The sequence below is a fragment of the Moraxella marmotae genome (assembly GCF_042219885.1).
GTDB classification, from domain to species: Bacteria; Pseudomonadota; Gammaproteobacteria; order Pseudomonadales; family Moraxellaceae; genus Moraxella; species Moraxella marmotae.
The window spans coordinates 1,840,249-1,862,362 of the sequence record NZ_JBHJHR010000002.1 but is presented as its reverse complement, the minus strand read 5'-3'; the positions used below and the strand labels follow the sequence as shown (position 1 = coordinate 1,862,362).

The following is a 22,114-nucleotide window of genomic DNA, read 5'->3' as shown; positions in this document are numbered from 1 at the left end:
GCGGTTATTTGATGTGTTCTTGAATGATTTTTGGCAAATTTTGCCTGTATTGTTGGGCTTGCTTGACATCATACCAAGTAACCGTTGTTTGTAGTTCATAATCGGCATGATGGCGTTTTGTCAAAAAATCCCTAAATTGCATCGCCAGCTTTTGTATGGCTTTATTGTCTTTTGCCATATCGTCCAGCGTTTGGCACAGGTTGTTATGCGTGCCAGTGTGGTAACGGTTGATGCCACAATTGGCTTGTTGCATGGTGAACCGCAACTCATGAAATACGGCGTAATAACTGCGATTGATATAAGCCCTAAACAGGCTTTCTGCCGATTGTTCGTCAATATCGGCAAATAACGCATCAATACAGCGGTGCAAATCGTCAATATCAACAGACATTATGCCCCCTTAGGGATAAAATGCACTAAGATATTTTTATAATCATCAAAGTGCAGTTTGTCATCATCAATCAAGACGTCCAAAAAGGCATCATTCCATCTTAAACAATCGTCAATACTGACATTATTCAGATAAATATTGACATCAAGCATATTGCCAATTTCTGTTTGGGTAACGGTTGTCTCAATGTGCGAATTGCCAAAATAGCGTTTTGTTAAGAATTTGACCACCAACTGATTAATACGAGCAAAATTTTCACGAGAGATGTTGGCTTGCTTAAGGTTATCAAGCACTTTGTTGATAAATTGCTTGGCGTCTTGTCGGCAAGCCAAAGAGCCATCAAGCAAATCAAAGATTTCATCAAGCATGCCAATATCCGACTGCCTGCCAGCGTTACCGATTGCCACAGCGATAACCTTGTGATTGTAGGGGTCTTTTTTTAATAACCCCAAACAAACTTCATGGCTTTGTGCAAAATTACCAATTCTATGCAAAGCCACGGCGTAATTGTAGCTTGCCAAATCATGATTGAGCAGGTGGGCTTTTTTCAGGCTTTGTACTGCCAAATCTGCATCTCCCAAAGCCATGTGTGCAAAACCCTGTAAGACATAAGCATCGATCGCATTGGTCTTAAGCAGGCTTTTGGCATCTCGTAGCCAGCGAATGAATCTTAGATTATCAGGATTGGTCAATCCTTGATAACGCTCCAGATACTCGTAGGCTTCATGGGTTTTGGTTTTTGGCTGCATGTTAATCTCCGCTTGGGCATTTTATACTAGCACATTTAACCATTTTGTCAATGCGTTACACCAACCCTGCCGCTGGAAAACCGCCAAAGCGTGCGACATTGTCCCTGATTTGACAATCCGACATACAGCCACCGCACTTATCTAGAAGCGGATTATCGGTAGGCTTGCCATCGATGGTGTAGCGTGCCGTGCCAGTATAGCCGCAGGTTTCGCCACGATACTGCCCCATTACCGCCCAATGGCAAAAGTTGGTGATGGTACGCACAGGAATTTTGCGATTTTCAAAGTCCACAGGGTTTGATAATTCAAATTCAAGCACGCCTGATGATGGGTTTTCAGTGGTTTTTTGTTCGACAAACCAAATCTGCTGTTTGTACTCATCACCAATGGCGTGGGTGATGACAAGTTTTGCTCCAGCAAAATCGTCATACATGCGGCATAACGCCCCAATCGCCCCATTGACGCCATTTAAGGTATCGGCAATGGTGAGCTTGGGCGTGCTGGCTTTGCCATCGCCACGCATTTCTAGCCCATCTGATGTGATGGCAATGGGCGTGTATTGCTTGTTTTGCCAAGTAATCACGCCGTCATTATGACCGTGAAAGCGGTAGATTTCACCGCCCAATTTTCGTAAATCCAGCTCATACAGCGTCAGAAAATTACTGACGCTGGTTTGCTGTACTTGTGCGTTAAAAGTCATTCTGTTTCTGCTTGATGTTCGCTGTCCACTGTTTTGCTATCTTGCTCTTCGCTGTCTTCTTCAGACGCATCACCAACTTCTGCCAACACGCCAAATTCGCCATTTTTATACACGCAAGCAAAGGCTTTGACTTCCTTGGTTGGGTCATAATTGGTTAGCTGATTGAGCATGTTCATCGCCCATGCCAAAATTTCGGTGCGAAAACGAGTGGCACGGTTACGCTTAAGTACGCCGTTGTTTTGCTCGTTATTCACGACTTCAAAGCCATCATCATCAGGGTAATAAGTGATTTCGATTTTATCGGCTTTTTCGCCATATTGCCCTAGCCAAAAATCGACTTGAGAGATAAAACTTTGAATGGTGTTGGCTTCTAGGCGTGATAGAGTTGTAAGTTCGTTCATGGTTGCTCCTTAAAAATATCCAACTCACGGCTTGATAATTGCCATGCGTGAACTTGGGTTGTGATTTGTGCATCGTGGGCTTTTAACGCTTGGGCTTGCTTGTCGCTGATTAAAAACCCACCGCCAAAGATGGTTTTGTTATGCTCTTTTTGGGCATCTAACGCATTGATAAATACGCACTCATCGCTTGGGATTTTGACATCAATATGTTTTAGTTTTTCAAGCCTTGCAACATTGACAACATGGCTTGGGTATTGATGTTTGGTCAGTTGTTTTTTGTCTGGTGCCAACCGACAAATTGCCCAAGCTAAAGTAGGTGCGGTTTGTACTTTGATATTCGGTGTTAAATTGTGAATAAATCCAGTCTTAACATTAGCCCCATTATCATAAGTGATGCTTTCACCGACAATCACATGGGTTAAGCCTGCCACCGTACGGCTTGAGCTAAAGTTAGTTAAGCTTGGGGCAAATAAGAAAAACCGAATCTGATGCTCTTGGTAAAACCTGCAAATTTTTGTCATGATTGAAAATGGCGGATTGTCAATCACAATCGCATTTTTGCCATATTGCGACAAATCGGTATAATCGCCATCTGGGAAAAACGGACGCACCACCTGTAAGCCGTTCAGATTTATCAGATGCTCATGCACATAATCAATCACCGCATCATAAATCTTGGGCGGTGTAAACGTATCGTCCGAAGTTTGCCGTTTTTCAAATTTTTGTAGCCAGTTGTAGTATTCTTGACTTGTTTTCATAAATTCATCTATTTTTGATAAAATGCTTGACTTTTTATAACTCTGGAAGTATAATATACCCAACATCAACACACTAGGAGCTAATATGGCAAGTAGTAAAGATGTTATCAAAATCATCGAAGCAGATGGTTGGAAGCGAATTAAAGCCAATGCTGGTAGCCATGCTCAATTCAAGCACCCAACCAAAAAAGGACGAGTTACCGTCCCTGACCCCAAGAAGGATTTGGATAACATCACAGTCAAGAGCATTATGAGACAAGCAGGTTTGGATAACTAGTCACATAAGCAGGGGTAATACCGCCCCTGCACGCTCTAACCGCCATCAGCTCAAACAATTAAGGAATGTTTATGCTATACCCAATCGCAGTAAAACTTGGCAATGATAAGATTGCCCACAGTATCTTTTTTCCAGATATTGAAAATCTGGTATCAGCCTGTGATGAGCTGGACGATGTGTTAAGCTGTGCTACTGAATGCCTTGATTTGCATTTTAGCGGCTTGGCAGAAGATGGTGAGCCAATCCCCATGCCAAGCAAATTCAGCATTCATCAACAAAACCCTGATTACAACGGCTTTATTTGGGCGTGGATTGATGTTGATTTGAGCAAATACGATACCAAATCGCACAAAATCAATATCACTTTACCGCAATTTTTAATCACCAAAATTGATGAAAAAGTCGCCAGTCATAAGCAGTTATACAAAAGCCGTAGCAATTATTTAGCCCAGCTTGCCAGCCGTGATTTGGCTTAAATTCCAATAAAAAACCATTTTCCTGACTTTAGGAAAATGGTTAAGTGTTTCCATTGTGGAAATGGTTCAACTGCCGAGAAATGCTCGGCGGTTTAAAAAGTCTGTTTTAGCGTAAAATTGATTGTCCAAACATTGCCGCCTTGATAAGTGCGTGCAATTTCGCCATCGAGCCGAACTTTTAGGGTGGGTTCGTTCGGAATTGGCGTAAAATTGAACACTTCCACGCCTTTGGTATCGTGCAAAAAGCGGTAAATGGCATCGATAACCGCTTTAGTATCCGTTTTGGTGCATGACCATGATTTGCAAGCGTTATTGATGCCATGACTGACCACCTGCTCGTAACCATCGCCAAATTGCGTGCGTGTAACCGCATGGCTGACGCTTTCGCTACTGTCTTTGGAGATGTCCCAAATAAAAGTTTTCATGAGATTTACCCAATAAAAAACCGCCCTTTTAAGGCGGTGATTTAAAAAAAATACTTGACTTTTAAAGTAGTTACAACTATAATATACACAACAAGGCAAGGGGTAGGAGCCTTGCCTTGCTAGGTTAAACGGTTTACCTAAGGGAAATAACCGCCAACCGATGTAAGGAGCATACGATGAATACCGTTAAAATCATCATCGTTTTGGTCTTTATCTTGTATAGCTTAGCAGCTTACTAAGATAAACGCCTAAGTCATAGCCAAAAGCTATGATACGGCGGAGCGGACAACAGGAAACACCGCTCACCCCCTTACTTAACCCCTATCATACCATAACACAGGAAAAAGTCAAATGCCCAATAAAAAACCGCCTTTGCACAATGCAAAAGCGGTGAAATTTAGACAACAAAAAAAGCCAAATAATTCACAACTTTTTATAAAAAAGTGTAGAAATTACTTGACTTTTAGAGTAGTTATAACTATAATATGTTTTATCAAGACAAGGTGGTAGCACACCCTGTCTTGATAGGTTACCGCCACCGACCTAAGTCAAGTGGTGGCTATCCTAGGAGATAAGACAATGAACCTAGTTAAAATCATCATTGTTGTAATCTTACTACTATTGAGCGGTAACGCTTACTAAGAGTAAGAAAGCCTAAAAAGGCTGGGGCGGTGGGTAACACCACCGCTTCACTCCTAAAACTTAGGATTATCTTACCAAGATTTTAAGGATATGTCAAATGCCAAAGATTGTTGCCAACCCCAAAACCCGCAGCCAAATCCAAAAAGAAAGCGATGCTCGCCGTGGCGTCAAACATATTGGCTTTAAAGTGCCGATTGAGTTTGCCGAGCGACTGGACGAACTTGCCAAAAGCACAGGCAAAACCAAAAATATCATCATCATGGAAGCGGTGGAGCTTTGGCAAGCTCACCACCATTTGACCTGAGCGATAAAACCGCCCAGCACATACAAAAATAAAGTAAATGCCAAAAAATTAATCAAATAACGCACTTTTGGCGATTTTTCGTATTTTTCAAGCATCGTTGTTAGCCACTTATCAAAATTTATGTTAAAATTCACACAGTTATCCTTTTAAGTATCGGTTAAATGGATAATAAAAAACCCAACTGCGGCAAACAGTTGGGTTTTTGCTTATACGCCATACAGCATACCGCCCTGACGGCGTTGTCGCATCAGCTCGTTTTGTACCGCCGCTTTGATGGCGTTGCCAAAGCTCTTGCCAGTTTGGGCATCGCTTTGTACATCGCTACTGCCATTGCTATTGACCGTTACGCTGATATTGATTGCTGTGCCACCACTGCCACCGATACTGTCCAGCTTTTTATCTAGGGCTTTGGCGGTGTGCTTGGGCAATACTCGCTCGCCTTTTTCTAGATTCCAAGTGCCTGATTTGGGAACTGACATAATGCCATCGTGGGCTTGACCAACCACAGGCTTAATGGCATTGACAGCGGCAACCAACGCCCCACTTTCCAAGGCAACCTTGGCAACCGCTCCCAAATTGGCAGGGAATGGGGCAGATGCCCATGCTTTTGCCAAAGCTTCTTTATTGGCTAGTAAAATGCGTGCCAACGCCATGCCTTTTTCCATCGCAAAGATGGCTTTATAACCACGGCTAGACTCACCCAAAATATCTTTCATCAAGCCAGCGACACCGCTCAACTGCATCTCATAGCTGGCTAATTGCAAGTCTGTCTGTGCCTGCTCATACTGTTGTTTTAATTGATGTCTGGCTTGCAGTGCTTCGGCAAGTTTGTCTGTGTGCAAATCTTCATATTCAGCAATCACTTTAAGCTTGTCTTGATACTCGGCTCGCAGTTTTTCGGCTGGTGAAACTTGATAAATTTCACTTTTTAGCTTATCAAAACTATCAGCAGAATCTTTTTTCTGTTTGTCTGTTTTCTCCTTGCGTGCCAATTTATCTTTGCTGTCTTGTAGCGCCATCATTTTTTGATTGAGCTTATCAAGCTGCTCTGCGGTATAGCCCATTTGTTTTTTGGTATGTTCCAAATTGTAGCGAAATTCCGCCAATGGGTCATCATTGCCAAGCAGTGCCAATTGCTTATCAATATCGGCAATCTCTTTGTCAAAATCAGCCGTGGCGGCAAGCTGCTTTTGTGCTTGCTCCAGCTTTTGGATATAGTCCAGATGTGCATCAAACATCTTGCGACTGACACCGATAAATTTATTGGTATTGTCATACTCCCATCTTAGCTGCCCAATGCGATCCATGCCCAGCGTTTTGATTGCCGCATGGTTTTGTCGAATTTGATTGGTTACATCTAAGATGTTTTGTTGTGCCAATTCTTCCTGCTTAAGCTGCAGCAGTCTGTCGGTGTTTTCGTTGCCGTATTTGCCAAACTTAATTTCAGTGATGGCATCGGCAAAGGGATTTTCTTGCTGTTGCAATTGCAATTTGTAGATGTTTTTTGCCGCCTGCTCCATATCATTTTGCAGGGCATTTTTGGCATCTTCAGCCAGCTTTTGGGCTTCTTTGACCGCCATGGGTGCTTTGTAAGCAATACCCAAAGCAAAACCTTCCGCCGTCCACTCGCCCAGCTGTTTCATCACTCGAGATGGTGAGTGAATGTCTAAAAATCCAGTAACGGCGTTTTTGACTTGGCTAGCCAATTCACGAGCTTTTTGTACCGCCGCACCGATTTTTTCGCCGATGCCGTTAATCAAGCCTTGCACCGCATCACGCCCCACTTGTAGCAAGTCCGAGCCTAGCTTTTTGATGGTGGCACGGGCATCATTACTAAAGTTTTTGAACAATTGCACCGCTTGCTTGACGCCATTATTAATCGCATCTTTGACGCCCTGCATATCGCCACGCATTAACGCTTTGATAACATTAAAAGCAGTGGTAACGGTCGTTTTAATCAGCCCAAAGCCCAAGTTAAAATAGCTGGCAAAGATGCTAACGCCTGCACTAATCACCGCTTTGATGCTATCAATACCAAATTTTACCGCCGCTTTGATGGTTTCAAAGGCAATTTTGGGCGGTAAGGTCAAGGCTTGCCAAGCAATTTGAAATATGGCTTTGACACCATTCCAAATCTCTTGAAAATAGGGTTTTACGCCACTCCATACTTCTTTGATTTGATTCCAAGTGTCTTTTGCAGAAGTTTTTAAACCTTCCCAAGCTTGCTTTGCTGCGTTTTTGACCGTGTCCCATACCTTTGTCAAGCCATCAAAAATACTGGTAATGTTCTCAACCATTTTTTTGACAGGTTCGGGTGCATTACTTAGCCATTCACTAAACGCCTTCTTGATTTCGTTGATTTTATCGCTGATGGCTTGTTTGATATTTGTCCAAACTTCGCTAGCTTTGGCTTTGATGGTATCCCAGTTGCGGTATAGGTACACACCCACTGCCACCAAGCCTGCGATAGCGGCAACAGTTAAGGTAATTGGACTGGTTAAAATCGCAAATGCTCCAGCTGCCACACTGGTTATTGTTGCCCATGCTGTCGTTGCCGCAGTAACACCCCACAATGCAATTTGATACGCACCAAAGGCTATTGTTGCTGCACCGATACCACTGGCTAAAGCGATAGCCAACTCAGGATTTTCTTGAAAAAATTGGGTGATGTCAGCCCCAACATCTACCACAGCTTCAATCGCCGTTTTTAATCCATCAAAAGCGGTTTTTAACGCTTCAATGGTTGCCTGCCCTATATCAGACTCTACAAAGGCTGAACCAAGCTCTTTTGCCTTAGTAATGGTATTGGTGATAACTTCATTCACCTGCGGTAAATAATCACCAAATTGTTGCAATCCTTGACCGATTAGACCAATACCATCAGCAATAAGACTGCTAATACCACCATCAGAATTTAACAGATTGTGTACCGCCAAATCCCATTGTGTACGCACATCTTCTAATGCACCCCCAATGGTGGTGCTGGTTTGCGATGCCATGCTCGCCAATTTATCAGTTGCCGATGCACTGGTTAGGGCTTGATAAACAGCTTCGGCGGTAAGCTTACCCTCGCCTGCCAATTTTCGCAATTCACCAGTGGTAACGCCCAAACTGTCTGCCATCAGCTCCATAATCACTGGGGCTTGTTCAGCAATAGAGTTAAACTCATCACCACGCAACACGCCAGATGCCATTGCTTGCCCCAACTGTGTTAATGCAGCAGCTTGAGCCTCCGCCGAACCGCCACCCAGACGCATTGCCATAGTAACTTGTTCGGTGAATTTAATCACATCGTTTTGGTCTTTTCCCAGCTGTTTTAATGAGCGTGCGTTGGACACATACATTTCGCCCACAGATTGCAAGCTAACATGGTTTGCCATTGCAATACGCTCAACTTCTGACATAGCCTTAGCGTGCTGCTCTGCCGAATTGGTCGCAATCCTGATTTGACCATCAAGCGTTTTCATCGCATCAGCGGTTTGTACCACCGAGCCGATACCTACAAATGCCATTGCACCTAACATGGCGGTTTTGAATGCACCCAGCGTATTATTCAGCTTATTCACGGTTGCATTCATACCGCTCATATCTTTATCGGCTTTTTTGATACCATCGCCTGCATCATGGGCATCTTTACCAACTTTTTTAAACCCACTGCCTGCTTTGTCCAAATCTTGGCTGGTTTTATAAGCACTTTGCCCAGTTTTAGACATATGGCGTTCGGCATCAGATAACGCCTTTTCTGCTTTTTTACTGGCATCACCAGCTTTATCAAAAGACTGCTCAAGCCTTGTCATGGCTTGTATCGCACTATCTGCTGATACCTGAATATCCAAGCGATAAGTTTGTGTCATGGTTTTATCCTTTTTTGTTGGTATCTGCTAGCCATAAATCGTCCAAATAAAACACCAATTCATGCAGCAAAGGGCGTGGCAAACAAACAGAATAATGACGGCAGACACTGTCAATATCTTGTAGCGACAAAGGCAATGCCACGCCATCGACATAACGCCTAGCACGGCTTGCGATGATAAAGACATGGAACACGCAATCAACATACCTATCCGATTGATGCGGCGTGGGTACGGTTTCGCCCAGCCGTTTATAAATCTCTAGCCGTTTTTCGCTTAGGCTTGTTTTGATTTTTTGCCATTGGTATTCGTCATTGACTTTTTTTTCAGTGCCTTGGCTTTTTCGGCGTATTCTTTTAGCATCTCAACCACGGTATCGGTGATAAGCTGGACAAATTCTCTAGCGTCATCAAACGCATTACCCAGCACGATGATAAAATTATCGCCGTTAATGGCAAATGGCTCATCATCAACCGTTACATTCCAGTCTTTGACCAAATACTCCCCAGTCAAAAACAGCCAAGCACTGGCTTCATCAATCTGCGTTTTTGCCCCACGCTTTAGGCTGTCTTTGGTTACTGTTTGCGACTTATCCAAGCGTTGCAACTCTGCAAATGCTCGCTCAAATTCGGCGTCGGTTTTGACTTCAAAAGTGATTTGCAAGCCTTGATATTCAATGGTTCGCTCAACGCTCAACTGATGGTCTTTTTTTAAAATATTTAAATTAAACATTAGTCATCTCCGTTTAAATGGTGCCATGCTTTGATAATTTCGGGCAATTTCCAAATCAGAGCAATTAGCACGGCAAAACTACCAATAATAATCAAATTGGTCATGGGTAATTCTCCCAATTTCACCAAATCTATGTTAAAATTCACCTATGTTTTATTCCTTACTTGGTCTAAGGGGTAAAAATAGAAAAATCCCAAGTTTTGGCGAACTTGGGATTTTTTGTCATTGTCTAAAATCAGGGGTGTTTTTATCGCTTAGACAAAATTTTAGACAACTTTAGACAACCGTTATCTAAAATTGTCTAAACACGCTCAAGCACTGGCGTCTCATCAACGACGGTATAACTGACATCAACCGCCACCAAATCCTTGCCTGATGGGCTAGGGATTTCGCCTGTCACTTGGATTTTTGGCAATTTTAAAATGTATTTGTTATCGCCAAACATAATCGGAAATTCCAAACTTAGCGTTGCCCCTGTCATCTGATTACTAATAATATCATGAGCTTTGGGGCTATAAGCGATGGTCATAGAGCCTGTGATATTGGCAAGCATTGCCAGCACATTACCGCCATAGATATTATCGCCTAGGCATTTTTGTACTTCGGTTTGGTTATCCAGCTCAAAACTTAGGCTCTCAACACACACATCGATTTTTTGCCCATCAATCAAAATATCGCCAATGGATAGGCTACTTGCCTTGATGCCATCGGCGGCAGGCGTCGGCGATTTGGCAAATGATGCATCTTTGCTTTGCTGATAGCCCAAGCCAGTAAAGCCAAATTTGATTTTGACCAAACTTGAAGTATCGATATTTAGGCTAAAATTGGATACCACGCACCGCTCAAAGATATGATTGACATTAATGTCGGTAAAATCTTTGGTGATGGCAAATTCGGACTTGGTTGTGCCGATGGTAAGCTTATTGGCTTGCCACTCGCTCCAAAATGCCGCGGCAATCAGCTCATCATAGACGCTATACATAAGCTCGGTTTCAATATCGCCAGAGACTGACGCACCTGTAACCATGCCTTTTTGCATTAAGCGACCACCTGCCAAAATCTCGCTTTCGGTCATCTCGGTAGATACCGTTAAGCCGTTGCTGATATTGGGTAGGATTTTCCAGCCAGTTTGTGGAATGGTTTTATCGGTCTGTTTGACAAATGCCGATACGACTCTTGCACCACTAGACATCTTGTATTCTCCTTGCTAAAACTTCGTGATATTGACGCATATAATAAATTTGCTCTTTCAGTAATTGCCATTGTTCAGGGCTAATATAAACAGGTTTGGGGCTATCAAGCAGACGCTCTAGCGTGATGATTTTGGCGTATAGCTCGCTTTTTTCTTTTTCCACTCTTTCATGCCACATAATATCTCCAAGGTACGCTGACATTGATTTGGTAAAATTTGTCAAAACCGACATAAATCACACTCGCCGCCAGCGTTTCTAATTGTTGTATTTGCTTCGTGCCAAAATGCCTAGCCAAGCTATCGGCACGCTGTTTGATTTCGGCTGTACCGACATTTTCAGCACAAAACAGTTGAATGATGAGCGTGCCTTGTTCCAAGATACACGGCTTATCACTGACACTGGCAATTTGATTGACGCCACCAAGCACGGTAATTCTGCCCCATACGCCATCTTTGGGAATGGTAAAATTGCGATTGTCCCTAGCGTATCGTTTGGCATCAAAACCCTGCCAGCTTTGAAAATGCGTCAAAAGTAGCTGTTCGATATATTGACTGTTCATAACGCTCCTAAGGCTGAATTGAACGCATTGTTATACACGCCTGTTGGGGCTTGCTTTGACCAGCCGTTTTCAATGCGTAAGGCATAGGGCAGATTGTTTTGGATATAAATGGTTGGGTAGGTATGCTTAGGCAAGCTGATGATTAACCCTGCGTCCGCACCTGTTTGGGCATAGCTTGGTGAGCCGATACTGATATGATGAGCTTGGCGATAACGCCCAGTGCGTACAGGACTTAAAGCGACAACATGATTGTAGCAATTTATCGCAAATTGCCGATACACCTTATCCAATTCATCGGCAATATCATCAACGCTAAGTTTTTTATCCCAAGTCATCAAACCCCCTTAGCTGTATGGTATAGCTGACCTTGGCGGCGTCTTGTTTGACATTCATGACTTTTTTACCATCAATCACATCATCAATCAGCGGTGTTTTGTCAATTTGGCTTTGCAGACAAATCAACTTGACATCGTGCTGTTTGATACTTTGATTGTCAATCTCATGCGTCAAATAGCCTGTAAAAACGCCTTTTCCGCCATAGTTAAGGCTGTCTGCTACGTCAGCACCATTTAGCGTCCAATCATCGTTAGATAAGCTGATACGCTGTGCTGTAAAGTCTTTGACAGCGTCTTTTAGCTCATTGGCGAACGCCTTGGCAATCTCGCCATCAATTTCACTGTATAGACCCATAGTTACCACCATCGAATTGCCGTAATAATATCAGGCAAAGCAAACAGCACCATGCCAAATGCCGCCAAAGCGACCAAAATTAAAAATCTTTGCATTGGCATTGTTGTTAATTTTCCTAGTAAGATGTCAAGAATTTTGCTATAATTGTTCATTATCTCTTTAAGTCCGTGTTAAAGGGGTAAAGAAAATCCCAAGTTCGCCAAAACTTGGGATTTTTGTTTTAATAGCGAATTGCCGTGATAATATCAGCCAAATTACAGATGAAGCACACCAGCAAAATAATTGCAGCGATGTGCCAAAGTATTTTGATGATTTTTTCAGGCGTTACATTGTGAATCTCAATCATAAAAACACCTAGCAATTTTAGAAAAAATCGCTTATCATTACTCACAAGTTTTATCCTTATGCCCAAGGGTAAAAATAGAAAATCCCAAGTTCGCCAAAACTTGGGATTTTTGTTTTAATAGCGTATCAGCGGCATATTCAAGCCAAATTTTTGTACAAATGGCTCAAGCAATGCCAAAGCGATTTGCTCATGTTGCCCCATGGCAGCTGTCCCTTGTACATAAGTTTTGGCAATCGATACATCGCCTGCACTTGCCGATTTGCTGGCAATCACGCCTTCATCTCGTGCTTGAAATAGCTCGCCTGCTTGCCATGCTTTGGCAAGATACACGCCTGCTTGTTTGATGGCAGGCGGTATATCATCACCAAAATCTGGCAAATTGTGCTTGGCAAGATAAGCATTAACAATGGTCAGCGTCTCATCATCAAAATCAGCCAAATCATTGCGTTTGAGCATTTCTCACCTTGCGTTTGGGTTTTTCGTCCAACTTTTCGTCAAACAATGGCAAATGCCGATAAGCATCTGGCACATCGCCACAGACTTTATCGCAAGTTTCGATAAAATCAATCTCACGATACGCCAAGCCATCACGCACCGTTAGCCCATGCTGTTTGGCATAGGCTAAATTGGCGTCGCTAAAATCTGTCGTAAAGTACAGAATTTTCATTTACGCCCCCTGTACGAGTACGCCTGCGGTGTCTTTGATACTGGTTGCGGTTTGTTTCCAGTTAGATTGCGTTGCCAAAGCCCCACTATTTGGGTTTGAGCCACCAGCGGCGGTATCCCAAGTATAGCCCTTGACCGATGCTGCATAGCTCCACTCGGCTTGATAGGCGTTGGTGATATTCTCAAAGCCAGTTTTTGGCACGATAACGCTATTAAAATCAGCTTGGTTATTAACGATAATACCGCCTTCGGTAAGCCCCAGCACATTGTATTTGATGCCGCTATTATCCACCGCCAAATCAGGGGCATCAGTTACCACAAACACTCGTCCATGTGGGTCTCTTAGCACGCTGACATTGTCATAGCTAAACAAGCGTTCATTGTTGCCCAAGGCTTTTAATTGCAATTGCGTCAAAGCACCAGAGTGCATCACCCAAGCGGCAATAGAGCCTGAGCGGTCGCCAAAGCGGCTAGCCCCTTTGGTCAGTGCAGCAAAATCTAGATTATCGGCGGTTTCAACGGCTTTGGTATTGCCTTTGATTGCCGCCACACCGCATTTAATCGCCGTGTTTAGCATATCGGCGATGGTCGCACGACCCAGCTGCTCACCGATGATGATTGCCGCTTCTTCAGGGTTTTGTAGTACCCAGCGATAATGAGCAGACTCCCAAAGCATCTCAGGCGTACCTGCTGCCACTTTGACCGCCACATTTTTGTGTTGGGTTAGGCGGGCACTAGAGATGGTATTTTGTCCATTCTCAATATCACGATGACGCACCAAATTGGCGATGAATTTAAACGCCGCCTGCGTGTCAAAATCGCCACGAAATGGGCGTGCCACCAGTTGGATTGCCCCATTGGATTGCTGGTTGAATTTATCCACCTGCTGGGCTACGGTCTCTGTAAGTACCGTGTAAGTGTCATTGTTAAATTTGATGGTATCAAATGCCATAACTTATTCTCCGTTTTTTGCTTTTAGCCAAGCGATTTTCTCTTCAGTGGTTTTGGCATCAGCAAATGATTTGATAGAACCTGCCCCAAAGCCCGGCTGGCTAGCTCCTGCACCGCTACCGCTACTACCACGCAAAATATCCGCCTTGTTGGGGTATTGATTGATGACTTGCTCAAACGCTTCATCAAAATCCGCCAACTCACCGGGGTTAATGCGTGAATAAATTGGGTTGCCGTTCAGCTTGCCAACAATCTTACCGTCCGTCATCTCAAAGTACTGACCAAAGGTATTTTGGGCAATATCGGCAGGCAATAAGGTTTTTTCTTTGATGAAATTTGAGCGTGCAAACGCCCCACCAATCACCGCATTGCGATACTCGGTATTAATCTTAGCAATTTCAGCGTCTTTACTTGCCAGCTGTTCATCAAAAGCCTTTTTTGCTTCCGCTTTGACTTTCTCAACTTCGCCAGCGTCAATCAGCTTTTTATCGTCCAAGTTTTGCACGGTTGCCATCGCTTGTTTTGCTTTGTCCGCATCAATGCCATCAAACTGCTTTAGCTGTGCTAAGGCGTGTTCTTTGGCTTCACGATGGTTTTTGGCTTCGGCATTTAATTGGCTGATTTTTGCCATACTTTCGGCGGCATCAAACGCCAATTCTTTGCCGTCATCATAGACATAGACAGGCTTACCGTCTTGGACAATCACATTGCCGTTTTCATCAAGTTTTAATTTCATGTTGATTTTTCCTAATCAAAAGCACCCTAGTTTTCCAACATCAGGCAATAAAAAAGCACCCATTTGGGTGCTTTGGTTAAAAAAGTTTAAATTAAGCCCACCGACCTTAGGGCTTGCTCGACTTCTTGTCTAAATTGAACTTCGTCAATATCGAACTTATGCGGCGAGTTGACATCATAATCAGGGTTGAACCTATCACAGGCAGAAAATATCTCACATTCGGCTTGACTGATAATTTCACTTTCCACCATGGGTGTAAATTTACCTTCCCTTTCTTTAATGTATCTGAGCATAAAGACATCTGCTGGCATTTTACCATGATAAAAATCTAACGCCATGTCTAATAAATAAGTCAAAACAGAACTCCATTTTTTAAAAAATTGCTATGCTGTTTATTGCTTGGGTCAAGTTTAAACAAAGTTGTAAATTCGCCCTTGCCGTCAAACGCCACCGCCACGCCTGTTTTGTCATTATAATACACCGTACTGGCTTTGTCATCTCGATATTGCCCAAATTGGCGTGTTTTGGCATGCTCCAAATGGTCAATAATCGCCTGTTGGTAAGCCAATAATGTTGATGGGTTTTTCTTTGAAGTTTTTACACCGACATTTTCAGCATGCTTAAATTTGGCGTCCAATTGCTTTGGCGGAAAAACAAACGCTTTGCCTTTTACGACCACTTCAATGGGTTGTCTTCGCTTAAAATGGTACAAATCATCGCCAAACGCCGCATCAAACGCCCCACTTTCTAGCTTTCGCATCTCATCAAGCGTTAAAGGGGTGAAATTTCTGTCTAGTTGCAGTTGCATTTGGGCATATCTTTGGCTATAATTTGCCTTGAGTGGCCACTGCGACACGGTGAATTCTACCTGCCGTAACTACAGCACGGTATGGCTTATAATGCTAACTGTGTGGGGTAAGAGGGACAATAGTGGGGAGTGGTAGTCCCACCGGTGGTTACTCAATTATCTTACCTGCCTTTGTTTTCATCACCTTTACGCCAAACTTGCCTAAGCGGTAAGTTTCGTTTTTTGGTGTGGTTTTTGGCGTATTCATAAGCTTCTTTTAGGTCTTGCCGCAAAGAGTGTATCTCGGACGGTGTCAAGACCGTATCGATGAATTTGTTTTGCAAGGTATCTTGCTTCGGATTCTGTAAATTTTGAGAAGTCATAGCCAAATTGCTCATGCCACCATTGTTCAAGTTCTTTGCCTGCTTGTTTTCGCAATTGCCCAAGCGTCGCTTTGGTAATTGGGAGTTTAGCAGAGTTTGGTTTACCATTCAAGGTGCTAACCAATACCACCCTACCACCGCCATTTTCAATATAAGCTCGCAAATCCGCCAAAGTACCGCCTTGGGTAATCACATCATCAACGATGAGATAATTTCTACCTTGCACCACTTCACCGTCAAACGATACTCTTTTTAATAACCGCTCTACGCCATTGGACTGCGTTCGATTGGCTTTACTTGCCTGTACAATGGATAAATCCATGTTTAAAGACAGGTTGTTTTTTAATACCATTGCATAAGCCAATGGAATTTTATTGCGACCAAGCATTTCTTCGGCATGAACAGGCAATACCCATACATCACCATATCCTGCCAAAGCGTTGGCAATATCCACCAAAAATTCATCGCCAACCATTTCATCAGCAAGCATCAAAGCCGAAACAATATTACCCGATTTGGCACTTAAATACCGCTGATGGCTAGTAATGGTATCTTTGGTATGGGCAATTAACACATTTGGCAAATCACCCCAATCCGTACGCTTCATCGCAAGTTTCCCATTTGTAATTGGGTCATATTTTAGCACAGAGCCTGATACTCTTTCAAACGCCCCACTTTCTAGCTTTCGCATCTCATCAAGCGTTAAAGGGGTGAAATTTCTGTCTAGTTGCAGTTGCTTAAACCGCTCAATCGCCAAGCCACCATCTCGAAATAGCTTGGCTCGTGTCTTGCCCAATACTTCATCTTGGTATTTGTCAGGTTGCTGTTTGAGCCATTCATAGTAGCTGATATTGTCCGTTACGCCGTTGATACTGGCTCGCTTATTGGGCTGTTGGTAGCCATCATACACAATCTGAAAACTGGTTCGGCAATTGTAATGATACGGCGGATAAATCGCCTTATCAAGCGGCATAAACTCACCGTCCAAATGGCGGCAAATGGTGCTGGTGCGAAAATCCAGCGTTGCCATCACTTTAATGCCTTTGATAATGTCTTTATTATCGGCGATAAACTGCTGTTTGGCTTGGCTTTCGATGATTGCCGTGCCAGTGTGAGCCAGCGTCTTGGCATTTTTGGTACTGGTTGCCAAAATCCCATCTTGATAGCGTCTGGCTCTCGTGCCACGAATGATTTTTACCAAATCTTGATTGCTAAGATTGTTGGCGTGGGCGTAGCGTATCGCATTGGTCAGTTTTTTGGTTTCTTGCTCGCCAAAGTTTTGTAACATATCGTTAAGCGTGATGCCCACATTGGCGGTGATGCGTAGCGGTGTATCAAAACTTGCGTCTTTTGTTTTGCCATCAGCCAGTAATTGATAACGGTGTTTGTACAAGCCTTGCCAGTTTTGTTTAAGCTCGCCCACATAAGCGATGAGCAACGCACCGATACGCTGATTGGATTTTTTGAGCAATAAATCCACTTCTTTGTGCTTTAATTCGCTAATTTCACGGCGAAAAACCACGCTTTGCAAAAAATCATCAATCTGCTTTACCGTCAGCTGAAATTGAACGCTCAAATAGCTTTTTAGTCGCTCCAAATTGATTAATTGCTTCATAGTTATTTGCTTCAATCATGCCATCAATATCATCATGCGATAGCTCAACATCAAGTAAATTGTACTCTTTGGCTTTGTCATACAATACCGCTTTGGGCAATTTACCGCCATCAATCAGCGACGCCAAGCCTTGCAAAAGCTCCATATTGACAGCCGTTTGGTTAAATTGCTGTCTGATGGTGAATTTGGGCGGTTTTTCTGCCCCTTTGTACAGATTGCACCAGTTGAGCAGATTGGTAAAGCCTTCGTTGATATTGGCAACACATAGCGATACTTGACTATGCTGTGCTTGCTGTTCATTATCCGCTTGTGTGGCGGTTTTGATACCGCCGCCAGACTGTCCCAGCTGATAGCCAAGCTCGCTGATGATTTGCCGTTTATCGGCGATGCCTTCGGTTGCCATGGTATTGGGGCTAGCTTGAGCAAAGCCAAATGAGCCATGCTCGCCAAGCATAATCACCGTTTCGCTACCCAATTTGAGTTTTTTGTCTTTGTACCAATCGGCGGTTTGGTTATCCACATTCAAAAACGGCTGGATTTGACCGCAAATAAAGCGGCTATTTTCGGCATCGGCACTGTTACAGTAAATGCCCTGCTCGATATGCACCAACGGCTCAATGGGGATTTCTTGCTCATCAAAGGTGTTGTACTGGCTACCAAAAATCTGAAAAGGAATGGTTTGCCAGTGTTTATCGCCGTGCTGCTTTGGATATTGTCTGCCATTGACACTAAAGCCGTCTTCGCCCTTTGTCCACACTTCGACATAGTAGCCGACTTCATCAATGCCCAGCACTCGCCATTGTTCCACTCGCTTGACCACAAAAGGGTCATCAGTGGCAATACTCACCATCTCTTGTAGCACAATCATATCATCACGCCAATTGATGATGCTTTGGGCTGGATAAAACAGCAGTTTTGGCAAGGCGGTATCGTCTTTTTGTGAAGTTTTGCTCTCTTGGGTTGGAAAATCCACCCAAATGCCAAAACGCCCATTCACCAGTAGCGATTTTAAGCCCTTTTGTGCTTGATGATACAGCGAAGTGCCTTGACCATCGGCGTTGTATTTCATCGCCGCCAGTCGCTCGTCAAGCTCACAAATGGGGTCTTGTTTGAACGCCAAGCCAATATATTGCGATACGGTTTTACTTGAGTACTCATAAAACACCGCACGCTTAAGATAGTTTTTATAACGCTGCATGGCGTCCAAGCTGTCATCGTTAGGATTTGGGCGTGGTAAATATTTCTCGCCTTTTGCCTTGACTGCGGTTGTACCATTGACAAAGTCGCTGCACATTGTCCAAGCAGGCAAAGCGGCGTCATACTGTGGGTGCGTGCTATTAACTGGCATAAGGTCTCACTAATAAGGAATTTCAATAAACGAAGTCAAAACAGGCTTACTAATTGGGTATTGATACGCCACAAAATAGCCACCTGCGTCATTCATATGATCGTGTCCTGCACTCTTATCAGGCATACCTGCTTTGTCATAAACCTGCTTTTCTAAGCAATCGATATACTCAGGACACATCTTAGGATTGACAAAGTATTGGCGGTGTCCTTTGGCATTACAAATCAGGGCATTCATCGCATTAATCCTGTCTTTGATGCTAGGATTGACGCTTGCTACTTTGATGGCAAATCCTGCCTGCCGTAAAATGCTATGGTCTGAGACGCTGGAAGATTTGCTACTGGTATTATGACCGCTGGCATCAGGATAAATCACGATATGATGATTGGCATAACGCTGTTTGATAATCTGGCACATCGCTGGCGTATCCCTTGCCCCTGCGATTTCATCAACGGCATAAGCGACATTATCACGCACCACATGCACCACCGCTGACATATTTAGCACGTTAAAATCCATGCCGATATGTAGCGTCTCGTGTGGCTGTATGGTAGCGTCTGTAGCGTTCAAGCGTCTATCAAAATCAGGATACACCGCCCCACTGGTAAGATTGACAAATTGACCGTTCAGATACGCTTCAATCAGCTGCGATGGATAAGACTGCCGCAAACTCTCAATATAGCCATCTGGCAAATTCTGCTCATTGTCATAAGTGCTGGCTTGGATAATGCCGTACAATTTGGCAATCTCATCACGGCTGGCTTCTTTGACAAATTGCTCATAGGTGAATTTAAAGCCTTCAGGCGTTGTGGTAACATCAATGCCGTTTTTTAGCCCTTGTACATTGTAACGCATACGGGCAATGATTTTTCGCCATGCGTCCCTTGCCTTATCGGTGTTTAGTGTGTCAAGCTCATCAACCAAAGCATGACCAATTTTAAAGCCGACAATACTATTGGGATTATCCATAGAGCGGCAAATAATCATACCACGGTACTGATTACCGCTATAAATTTCCACTTCTTTGTTGGCATGCTTAATCTGTACCGTCAAGCCCCAATCCTTGGCACACTCTTCCATCGTCGGATAAAAAATATCTCGAATTTGCGGATAAGTGGGGGCAAAATACCCAGCATTAACATTGGGAAATTCCCAAAAATGCTTACAAAGACCTGCACAGCCTGCCCATGTTTTGCCAGAGCCAAAGCCTGCCACATATGCACGGAATTTATGGGGCATGTTTAAAAACTTCGCCTGCGGAATGTTCAAACTAGGCATCTTTTCGTCCATCTTTGACATCAATCACAATGGTGGTTGGCTGTGCCTGTACTTTTTCAAGCTCGGTATTATCTTGCTCTCTCCAGCCTGCTTGGGTTTTTAAAAAGAAAATAATCGCCGTCAAGTTGCCTTCTTTGGCTTGTGTAAGCAGGTTTTGGGCAATTGAGCCAATCGCCTTTGCCTTACCCCTTTTATAATGTGTAGATACTTCAGGCTGTCGCTCCATAATCGCATAAAAAGTTTTGCGGCTAATGCCAAAATAATCAGCAATCTGCTCAATGGTCAAAACACTTGCCAAGGCTTCTACTTGTGCGATTTGTTTATCATCAAGTGTTGTTAGTGGTCTGCCACCTTTAGCCTTGTCTGCCACGCTCAATATACCCCTTAATTGCATCAACACTGATATAGTTTTCATGCTCTGGAATATTGACCAGTTTTAAAATCTCCGCCTTTTCTTTTTGGTTTCGACAAACGACGGTAAAATAATAATCAATGTTGTTTTGTTGTTTTAATTTTTCAGTGCTTTCTTTGCGATGTTCTTTGATTTCTTGCAAATCAGCCTTGACTGCTTGCACTTCAGCAGTGTCTTCAAACAATTCACTGCCTGCAAAACGACTATCGCCATCAAACATCAAATCCACATCTAAGCGACTAAAACCCATATCATCAAAATTAATGCCAAAATCTAGGTTTAATTCTGCCAACAGGTCTTTATCCCAAGTACCTTGTGCCGATGGATTGTTCAAGAATACCAACATCTCCAATTCGGCTTTTTCGTCAAGATAAACCAACGATACATCAAGCTCATAATCATTTTTGCCGTCTTTGTATCTTTCGATTTTATCCAGCACTGCCAATCTTTGATGACCGCCAAGCAGATAGCCAGTTTTTTGATTAACAATCAGTGGCTGCAACAACCCAACTTCTTCCATTTTGGTTTTTAGGTTCTTTTGGGCTTGCTCGTCAATATGCCGTGGATTTTTTGGGTGTAATTGGATTTGACTACGCCACATGGTAGCCATTTCATATTTTTGGTGTTTACTTTTTGCCATCGGTTAGTTCATAGTTAATTACAGACGCTTCCACAAATGGAAACCATGATTTGACACGCTGATAGTCGGATGGATAATGCTGTTTTAGTAGCCACATATCTTTTTCAGCCAACGAGCGAAAACTATGTCCCATTGATGAAGTCTCTGGTGCATATTTAAGATTGTGGTGCTTGATATAAGCCATCACATCATTTTTGCTAAAATTAGCAATAGGATAAAATCGCCCACGCACTTCATCAATACACCCTGATTTTTTCATCATTGCACGGCGTACAATACTATCAGCAATACGCTCACCTGCTGCAATCCACCACGCATTATTGGTCAATCTGACAAATTTGTAAATGTCATTCATACCAATGATTGGCACGGTGTAATCATGATGGCGAAATGAACCATACGCCAAAAAATTCGATAATTCAAAATGAGGCAAAACATCAATATCGATTTGATATTTTCGCTCTGCCCATTTAATCATTGCATTTTGAAAAGATAAATCACTGACTTGATACATGAAAAAAGCCGTTACTTTTGGAAAATAACGGCAACACAAATCAAGAGTAACCACGCTATCCTTACCGCCACTAAAGCCAACAATAACATGGTCTGTTATGCGTGATTGAGCTTTAATTGGGTCAAACAACTTAGCCACCAGCACCGCCATTGGATTTTCGGCGTTGGGCGTTGCGTTCGTTTCTGCGGATTGTTTTTAGCTCTTTTTCAAAGCCTTCACGGTGTTTATCATGCCGTCGCTGTTCGGCACGAGTTGCACCAACCTTTTTGTGTGTATAGTTTTTACTCATC

33 protein-coding genes are annotated in these 22,114 nt (G+C 43.2%); 3 read left to right on the top strand and 30 right to left on the bottom strand.

The window, feature by feature from the left end; genetic code table 11:
• Positions 1-4: 4 nt before the first annotated feature.
• Genes ACFBZI_RS08705 through ACFBZI_RS08685 form a run of 5 tightly spaced genes read right to left on the bottom strand, consistent with a single transcriptional unit; the run spans position 5 to position 2,999 of the window.
• A complete protein-coding gene (locus ACFBZI_RS08705) occupies positions 5-391 on the bottom strand; it encodes a hypothetical protein (RefSeq protein ID WP_375715940.1) in 387 nt (128 codons plus the stop codon).
• Positions 391-1,140: a hypothetical protein gene (locus ACFBZI_RS08700; protein WP_375715939.1), complete on the bottom strand. Its 750-nt coding sequence runs from the start codon at positions 1,138-1,140 to the stop codon at positions 391-393. The genes ACFBZI_RS08705 and ACFBZI_RS08700 overlap by 1 nt, the downstream gene beginning before the upstream one ends.
• A 55-nt stretch (positions 1,141-1,195) precedes the next feature.
• Positions 1,196-1,840 (bottom strand): phage minor tail protein L, encoded by a 645-nt coding sequence (locus ACFBZI_RS08695; RefSeq protein WP_375715938.1) that lies wholly within the window; start codon positions 1,838-1,840, stop codon positions 1,196-1,198.
• The gene (locus ACFBZI_RS08690; protein WP_375715937.1) at positions 1,837-2,241 is read right to left on the bottom strand and encodes a hypothetical protein; all 405 of its coding nucleotides are present in this window, start codon (positions 2,239-2,241) and stop codon (positions 1,837-1,839) included. The genes ACFBZI_RS08695 and ACFBZI_RS08690 overlap by 4 nt, the downstream gene beginning before the upstream one ends.
• Positions 2,238-2,999: a hypothetical protein gene (locus tag ACFBZI_RS08685; protein ID WP_375715936.1), complete on the bottom strand. Its 762-nt coding sequence runs from the start codon at positions 2,997-2,999 to the stop codon at positions 2,238-2,240. Before ACFBZI_RS08685 ends, ACFBZI_RS08690 begins: the two co-directional genes overlap by 4 nt.
• An 85-nt stretch (positions 3,000-3,084) precedes the next feature.
• Between ACFBZI_RS08685 and ACFBZI_RS08680 the strand changes: the two genes are divergently transcribed.
• Together ACFBZI_RS08680 and ACFBZI_RS08675 are read left to right on the top strand one after the other, a co-directional pair.
• Positions 3,085-3,276, top strand: coding sequence for a type II toxin-antitoxin system HicA family toxin (locus tag ACFBZI_RS08680; protein WP_375715935.1), 192 nt, complete (start codon positions 3,085-3,087; stop codon positions 3,274-3,276).
• Positions 3,277-3,347: 71 nt separating this feature from the next.
• Entirely contained in the window at positions 3,348-3,752 is a 405-nt protein-coding gene (locus ACFBZI_RS08675; RefSeq protein WP_375715934.1) for a type II toxin-antitoxin system HicB family antitoxin, read from the top strand.
• A gap of 92 nt (positions 3,753-3,844) precedes the next feature.
• On the opposite strand, the gene ACFBZI_RS08670 is transcribed toward ACFBZI_RS08675, so the two are convergent.
• A complete protein-coding gene (locus tag ACFBZI_RS08670) occupies positions 3,845-4,177 on the bottom strand; it encodes a phage tail protein (RefSeq protein WP_375715933.1) in 333 nt (110 codons plus the stop codon).
• Between the two features lie 739 nt (positions 4,178-4,916).
• On the opposite strand from ACFBZI_RS08670, the gene ACFBZI_RS08665 reads away from it, so the two are divergent.
• A complete protein-coding gene (locus tag ACFBZI_RS08665) occupies positions 4,917-5,123 on the top strand; it encodes a ribbon-helix-helix domain-containing protein (RefSeq protein WP_375715932.1) in 207 nt (68 codons plus the stop codon).
• On the opposite strand, the gene ACFBZI_RS08660 is transcribed toward ACFBZI_RS08665, so the two are convergent.
• The 24 genes from ACFBZI_RS08660 to ACFBZI_RS08545 all read right to left on the bottom strand — a co-directional run bounded on the left by ACFBZI_RS08660 (position 5,105) and on the right by ACFBZI_RS08545 (position 22,113).
• Entirely contained in the window at positions 5,105-5,257 is a 153-nt protein-coding gene (locus ACFBZI_RS08660) for a hypothetical protein (RefSeq protein ID WP_375715931.1), read from the bottom strand. The genes ACFBZI_RS08665 and ACFBZI_RS08660 overlap by 19 nt on opposite strands.
• Positions 5,258-5,329: 72 nt before the next feature.
• Complete coding sequence (locus ACFBZI_RS08655) at positions 5,330-8,977, bottom strand: tape measure protein (RefSeq protein ID WP_375715930.1); 3,648 nt, start codon at positions 8,975-8,977, stop codon at positions 5,330-5,332.
• Positions 8,978-8,981: 4 nt separating this feature from the next.
• Positions 8,982-9,170: a hypothetical protein gene (locus ACFBZI_RS08650; protein WP_375715929.1), complete on the bottom strand. Its 189-nt coding sequence runs from the start codon at positions 9,168-9,170 to the stop codon at positions 8,982-8,984.
• A gap of 80 nt (positions 9,171-9,250) precedes the next feature.
• A complete protein-coding gene (locus ACFBZI_RS08645) occupies positions 9,251-9,706 on the bottom strand; it encodes a hypothetical protein (RefSeq protein WP_375715928.1) in 456 nt (151 codons plus the stop codon).
• A 301-nt stretch (positions 9,707-10,007) separates the two neighbouring features.
• Positions 10,008-10,898 (bottom strand): phage tail tube protein, encoded by an 891-nt coding sequence (locus ACFBZI_RS08640; protein WP_375715927.1) that lies wholly within the window; start codon positions 10,896-10,898, stop codon positions 10,008-10,010.
• Positions 10,891-11,076: a crAss001_48 related protein gene (locus ACFBZI_RS08635; RefSeq protein ID WP_375715926.1), complete on the bottom strand. Its 186-nt coding sequence runs from the start codon at positions 11,074-11,076 to the stop codon at positions 10,891-10,893. The genes ACFBZI_RS08640 and ACFBZI_RS08635 overlap by 8 nt, the downstream gene beginning before the upstream one ends.
• Positions 11,066-11,458, bottom strand: a complete 393-nt coding sequence (locus ACFBZI_RS08630; RefSeq protein WP_375715925.1) for a phage tail terminator-like protein — start codon at positions 11,456-11,458, stop codon at positions 11,066-11,068. The genes ACFBZI_RS08635 and ACFBZI_RS08630 overlap by 11 nt, the downstream gene beginning before the upstream one ends.
• On the bottom strand, positions 11,455-11,793 hold the full coding sequence (locus tag ACFBZI_RS08625) for an HK97 gp10 family phage protein (RefSeq protein ID WP_375715924.1): 339 nt from the start codon (positions 11,791-11,793) through the stop codon (positions 11,455-11,457). Before ACFBZI_RS08625 ends, ACFBZI_RS08630 begins: the two co-directional genes overlap by 4 nt.
• Entirely contained in the window at positions 11,780-12,148 is a 369-nt protein-coding gene (locus tag ACFBZI_RS08620) for a glutamate 5-kinase (RefSeq protein ID WP_375715923.1), read from the bottom strand. The genes ACFBZI_RS08625 and ACFBZI_RS08620 overlap by 14 nt, the downstream gene beginning before the upstream one ends.
• 2 nt (positions 12,149-12,150) lie before the next feature.
• Entirely contained in the window at positions 12,151-12,300 is a 150-nt protein-coding gene (locus ACFBZI_RS08615; protein WP_375715922.1) for a hypothetical protein, read from the bottom strand.
• A 68-nt stretch (positions 12,301-12,368) separates the two neighbouring features.
• The gene (locus ACFBZI_RS08610; protein ID WP_375715921.1) at positions 12,369-12,494 is read right to left on the bottom strand and encodes a hypothetical protein; all 126 of its coding nucleotides are present in this window, start codon (positions 12,492-12,494) and stop codon (positions 12,369-12,371) included.
• Positions 12,495-12,608: 114 nt separating this feature from the next.
• A complete protein-coding gene (locus ACFBZI_RS08605; RefSeq protein ID WP_375715920.1) occupies positions 12,609-12,950 on the bottom strand; it encodes a hypothetical protein in 342 nt (113 codons plus the stop codon).
• Entirely contained in the window at positions 12,934-13,161 is a 228-nt protein-coding gene (locus ACFBZI_RS08600; RefSeq protein ID WP_375715919.1) for a hypothetical protein, read from the bottom strand. The genes ACFBZI_RS08605 and ACFBZI_RS08600 overlap by 17 nt, the downstream gene beginning before the upstream one ends.
• Complete coding sequence (locus ACFBZI_RS08595) at positions 13,162-14,112, bottom strand: major capsid protein (RefSeq protein WP_375715918.1); 951 nt, start codon at positions 14,110-14,112, stop codon at positions 13,162-13,164.
• A 3-nt stretch (positions 14,113-14,115) separates the two neighbouring features.
• The gene (locus tag ACFBZI_RS08590; RefSeq protein WP_375715917.1) at positions 14,116-14,847 is read right to left on the bottom strand and encodes a DUF6651 domain-containing protein; all 732 of its coding nucleotides are present in this window, start codon (positions 14,845-14,847) and stop codon (positions 14,116-14,118) included.
• Positions 14,848-14,933: 86 nt separating this feature from the next.
• Positions 14,934-15,203 carry a hypothetical protein gene (locus tag ACFBZI_RS08585; protein WP_375715916.1) on the bottom strand — a complete coding sequence of 90 codons (270 nt, stop codon included), beginning with the start codon at positions 15,201-15,203 and terminating at the stop codon, positions 14,934-14,936.
• Complete coding sequence (locus tag ACFBZI_RS08580; protein WP_375715915.1) at positions 15,200-15,655, bottom strand: colicin D domain-containing protein; 456 nt, start codon at positions 15,653-15,655, stop codon at positions 15,200-15,202. The genes ACFBZI_RS08585 and ACFBZI_RS08580 overlap by 4 nt, the downstream gene beginning before the upstream one ends.
• Positions 15,656-15,898: 243 nt before the next feature.
• Positions 15,899-17,632: a minor capsid protein gene (locus tag ACFBZI_RS08575; protein ID WP_375715914.1), complete on the bottom strand. Its 1,734-nt coding sequence runs from the start codon at positions 17,630-17,632 to the stop codon at positions 15,899-15,901.
• Complete coding sequence (locus ACFBZI_RS08570) at positions 17,556-18,980, bottom strand: DUF4055 domain-containing protein (RefSeq protein ID WP_375715913.1); 1,425 nt, start codon at positions 18,978-18,980, stop codon at positions 17,556-17,558. Before ACFBZI_RS08570 ends, ACFBZI_RS08575 begins: the two co-directional genes overlap by 77 nt.
• 9 nt (positions 18,981-18,989) lie before the next feature.
• A complete protein-coding gene (locus ACFBZI_RS08565) occupies positions 18,990-20,270 on the bottom strand; it encodes a phage terminase large subunit (protein ID WP_375715912.1) in 1,281 nt (426 codons plus the stop codon).
• Positions 20,251-20,634 carry a hypothetical protein gene (locus tag ACFBZI_RS08560; protein WP_375715911.1) on the bottom strand — a complete coding sequence of 128 codons (384 nt, stop codon included), beginning with the start codon at positions 20,632-20,634 and terminating at the stop codon, positions 20,251-20,253. Before ACFBZI_RS08560 ends, ACFBZI_RS08565 begins: the two co-directional genes overlap by 20 nt.
• Positions 20,612-21,310: a ParB N-terminal domain-containing protein gene (locus ACFBZI_RS08555; protein WP_375715910.1), complete on the bottom strand. Its 699-nt coding sequence runs from the start codon at positions 21,308-21,310 to the stop codon at positions 20,612-20,614. The genes ACFBZI_RS08560 and ACFBZI_RS08555 overlap by 23 nt, the downstream gene beginning before the upstream one ends.
• Complete coding sequence (locus ACFBZI_RS08550) at positions 21,297-21,962, bottom strand: phosphoadenosine phosphosulfate reductase domain-containing protein (RefSeq protein WP_375715909.1); 666 nt, start codon at positions 21,960-21,962, stop codon at positions 21,297-21,299. Before ACFBZI_RS08550 ends, ACFBZI_RS08555 begins: the two co-directional genes overlap by 14 nt.
• Positions 21,955-22,113, bottom strand: coding sequence for a hypothetical protein (locus tag ACFBZI_RS08545; RefSeq protein ID WP_375715908.1), 159 nt, complete (start codon positions 22,111-22,113; stop codon positions 21,955-21,957). The genes ACFBZI_RS08550 and ACFBZI_RS08545 overlap by 8 nt, the downstream gene beginning before the upstream one ends.
• Position 22,114 lies beyond the last annotated feature (1 nt).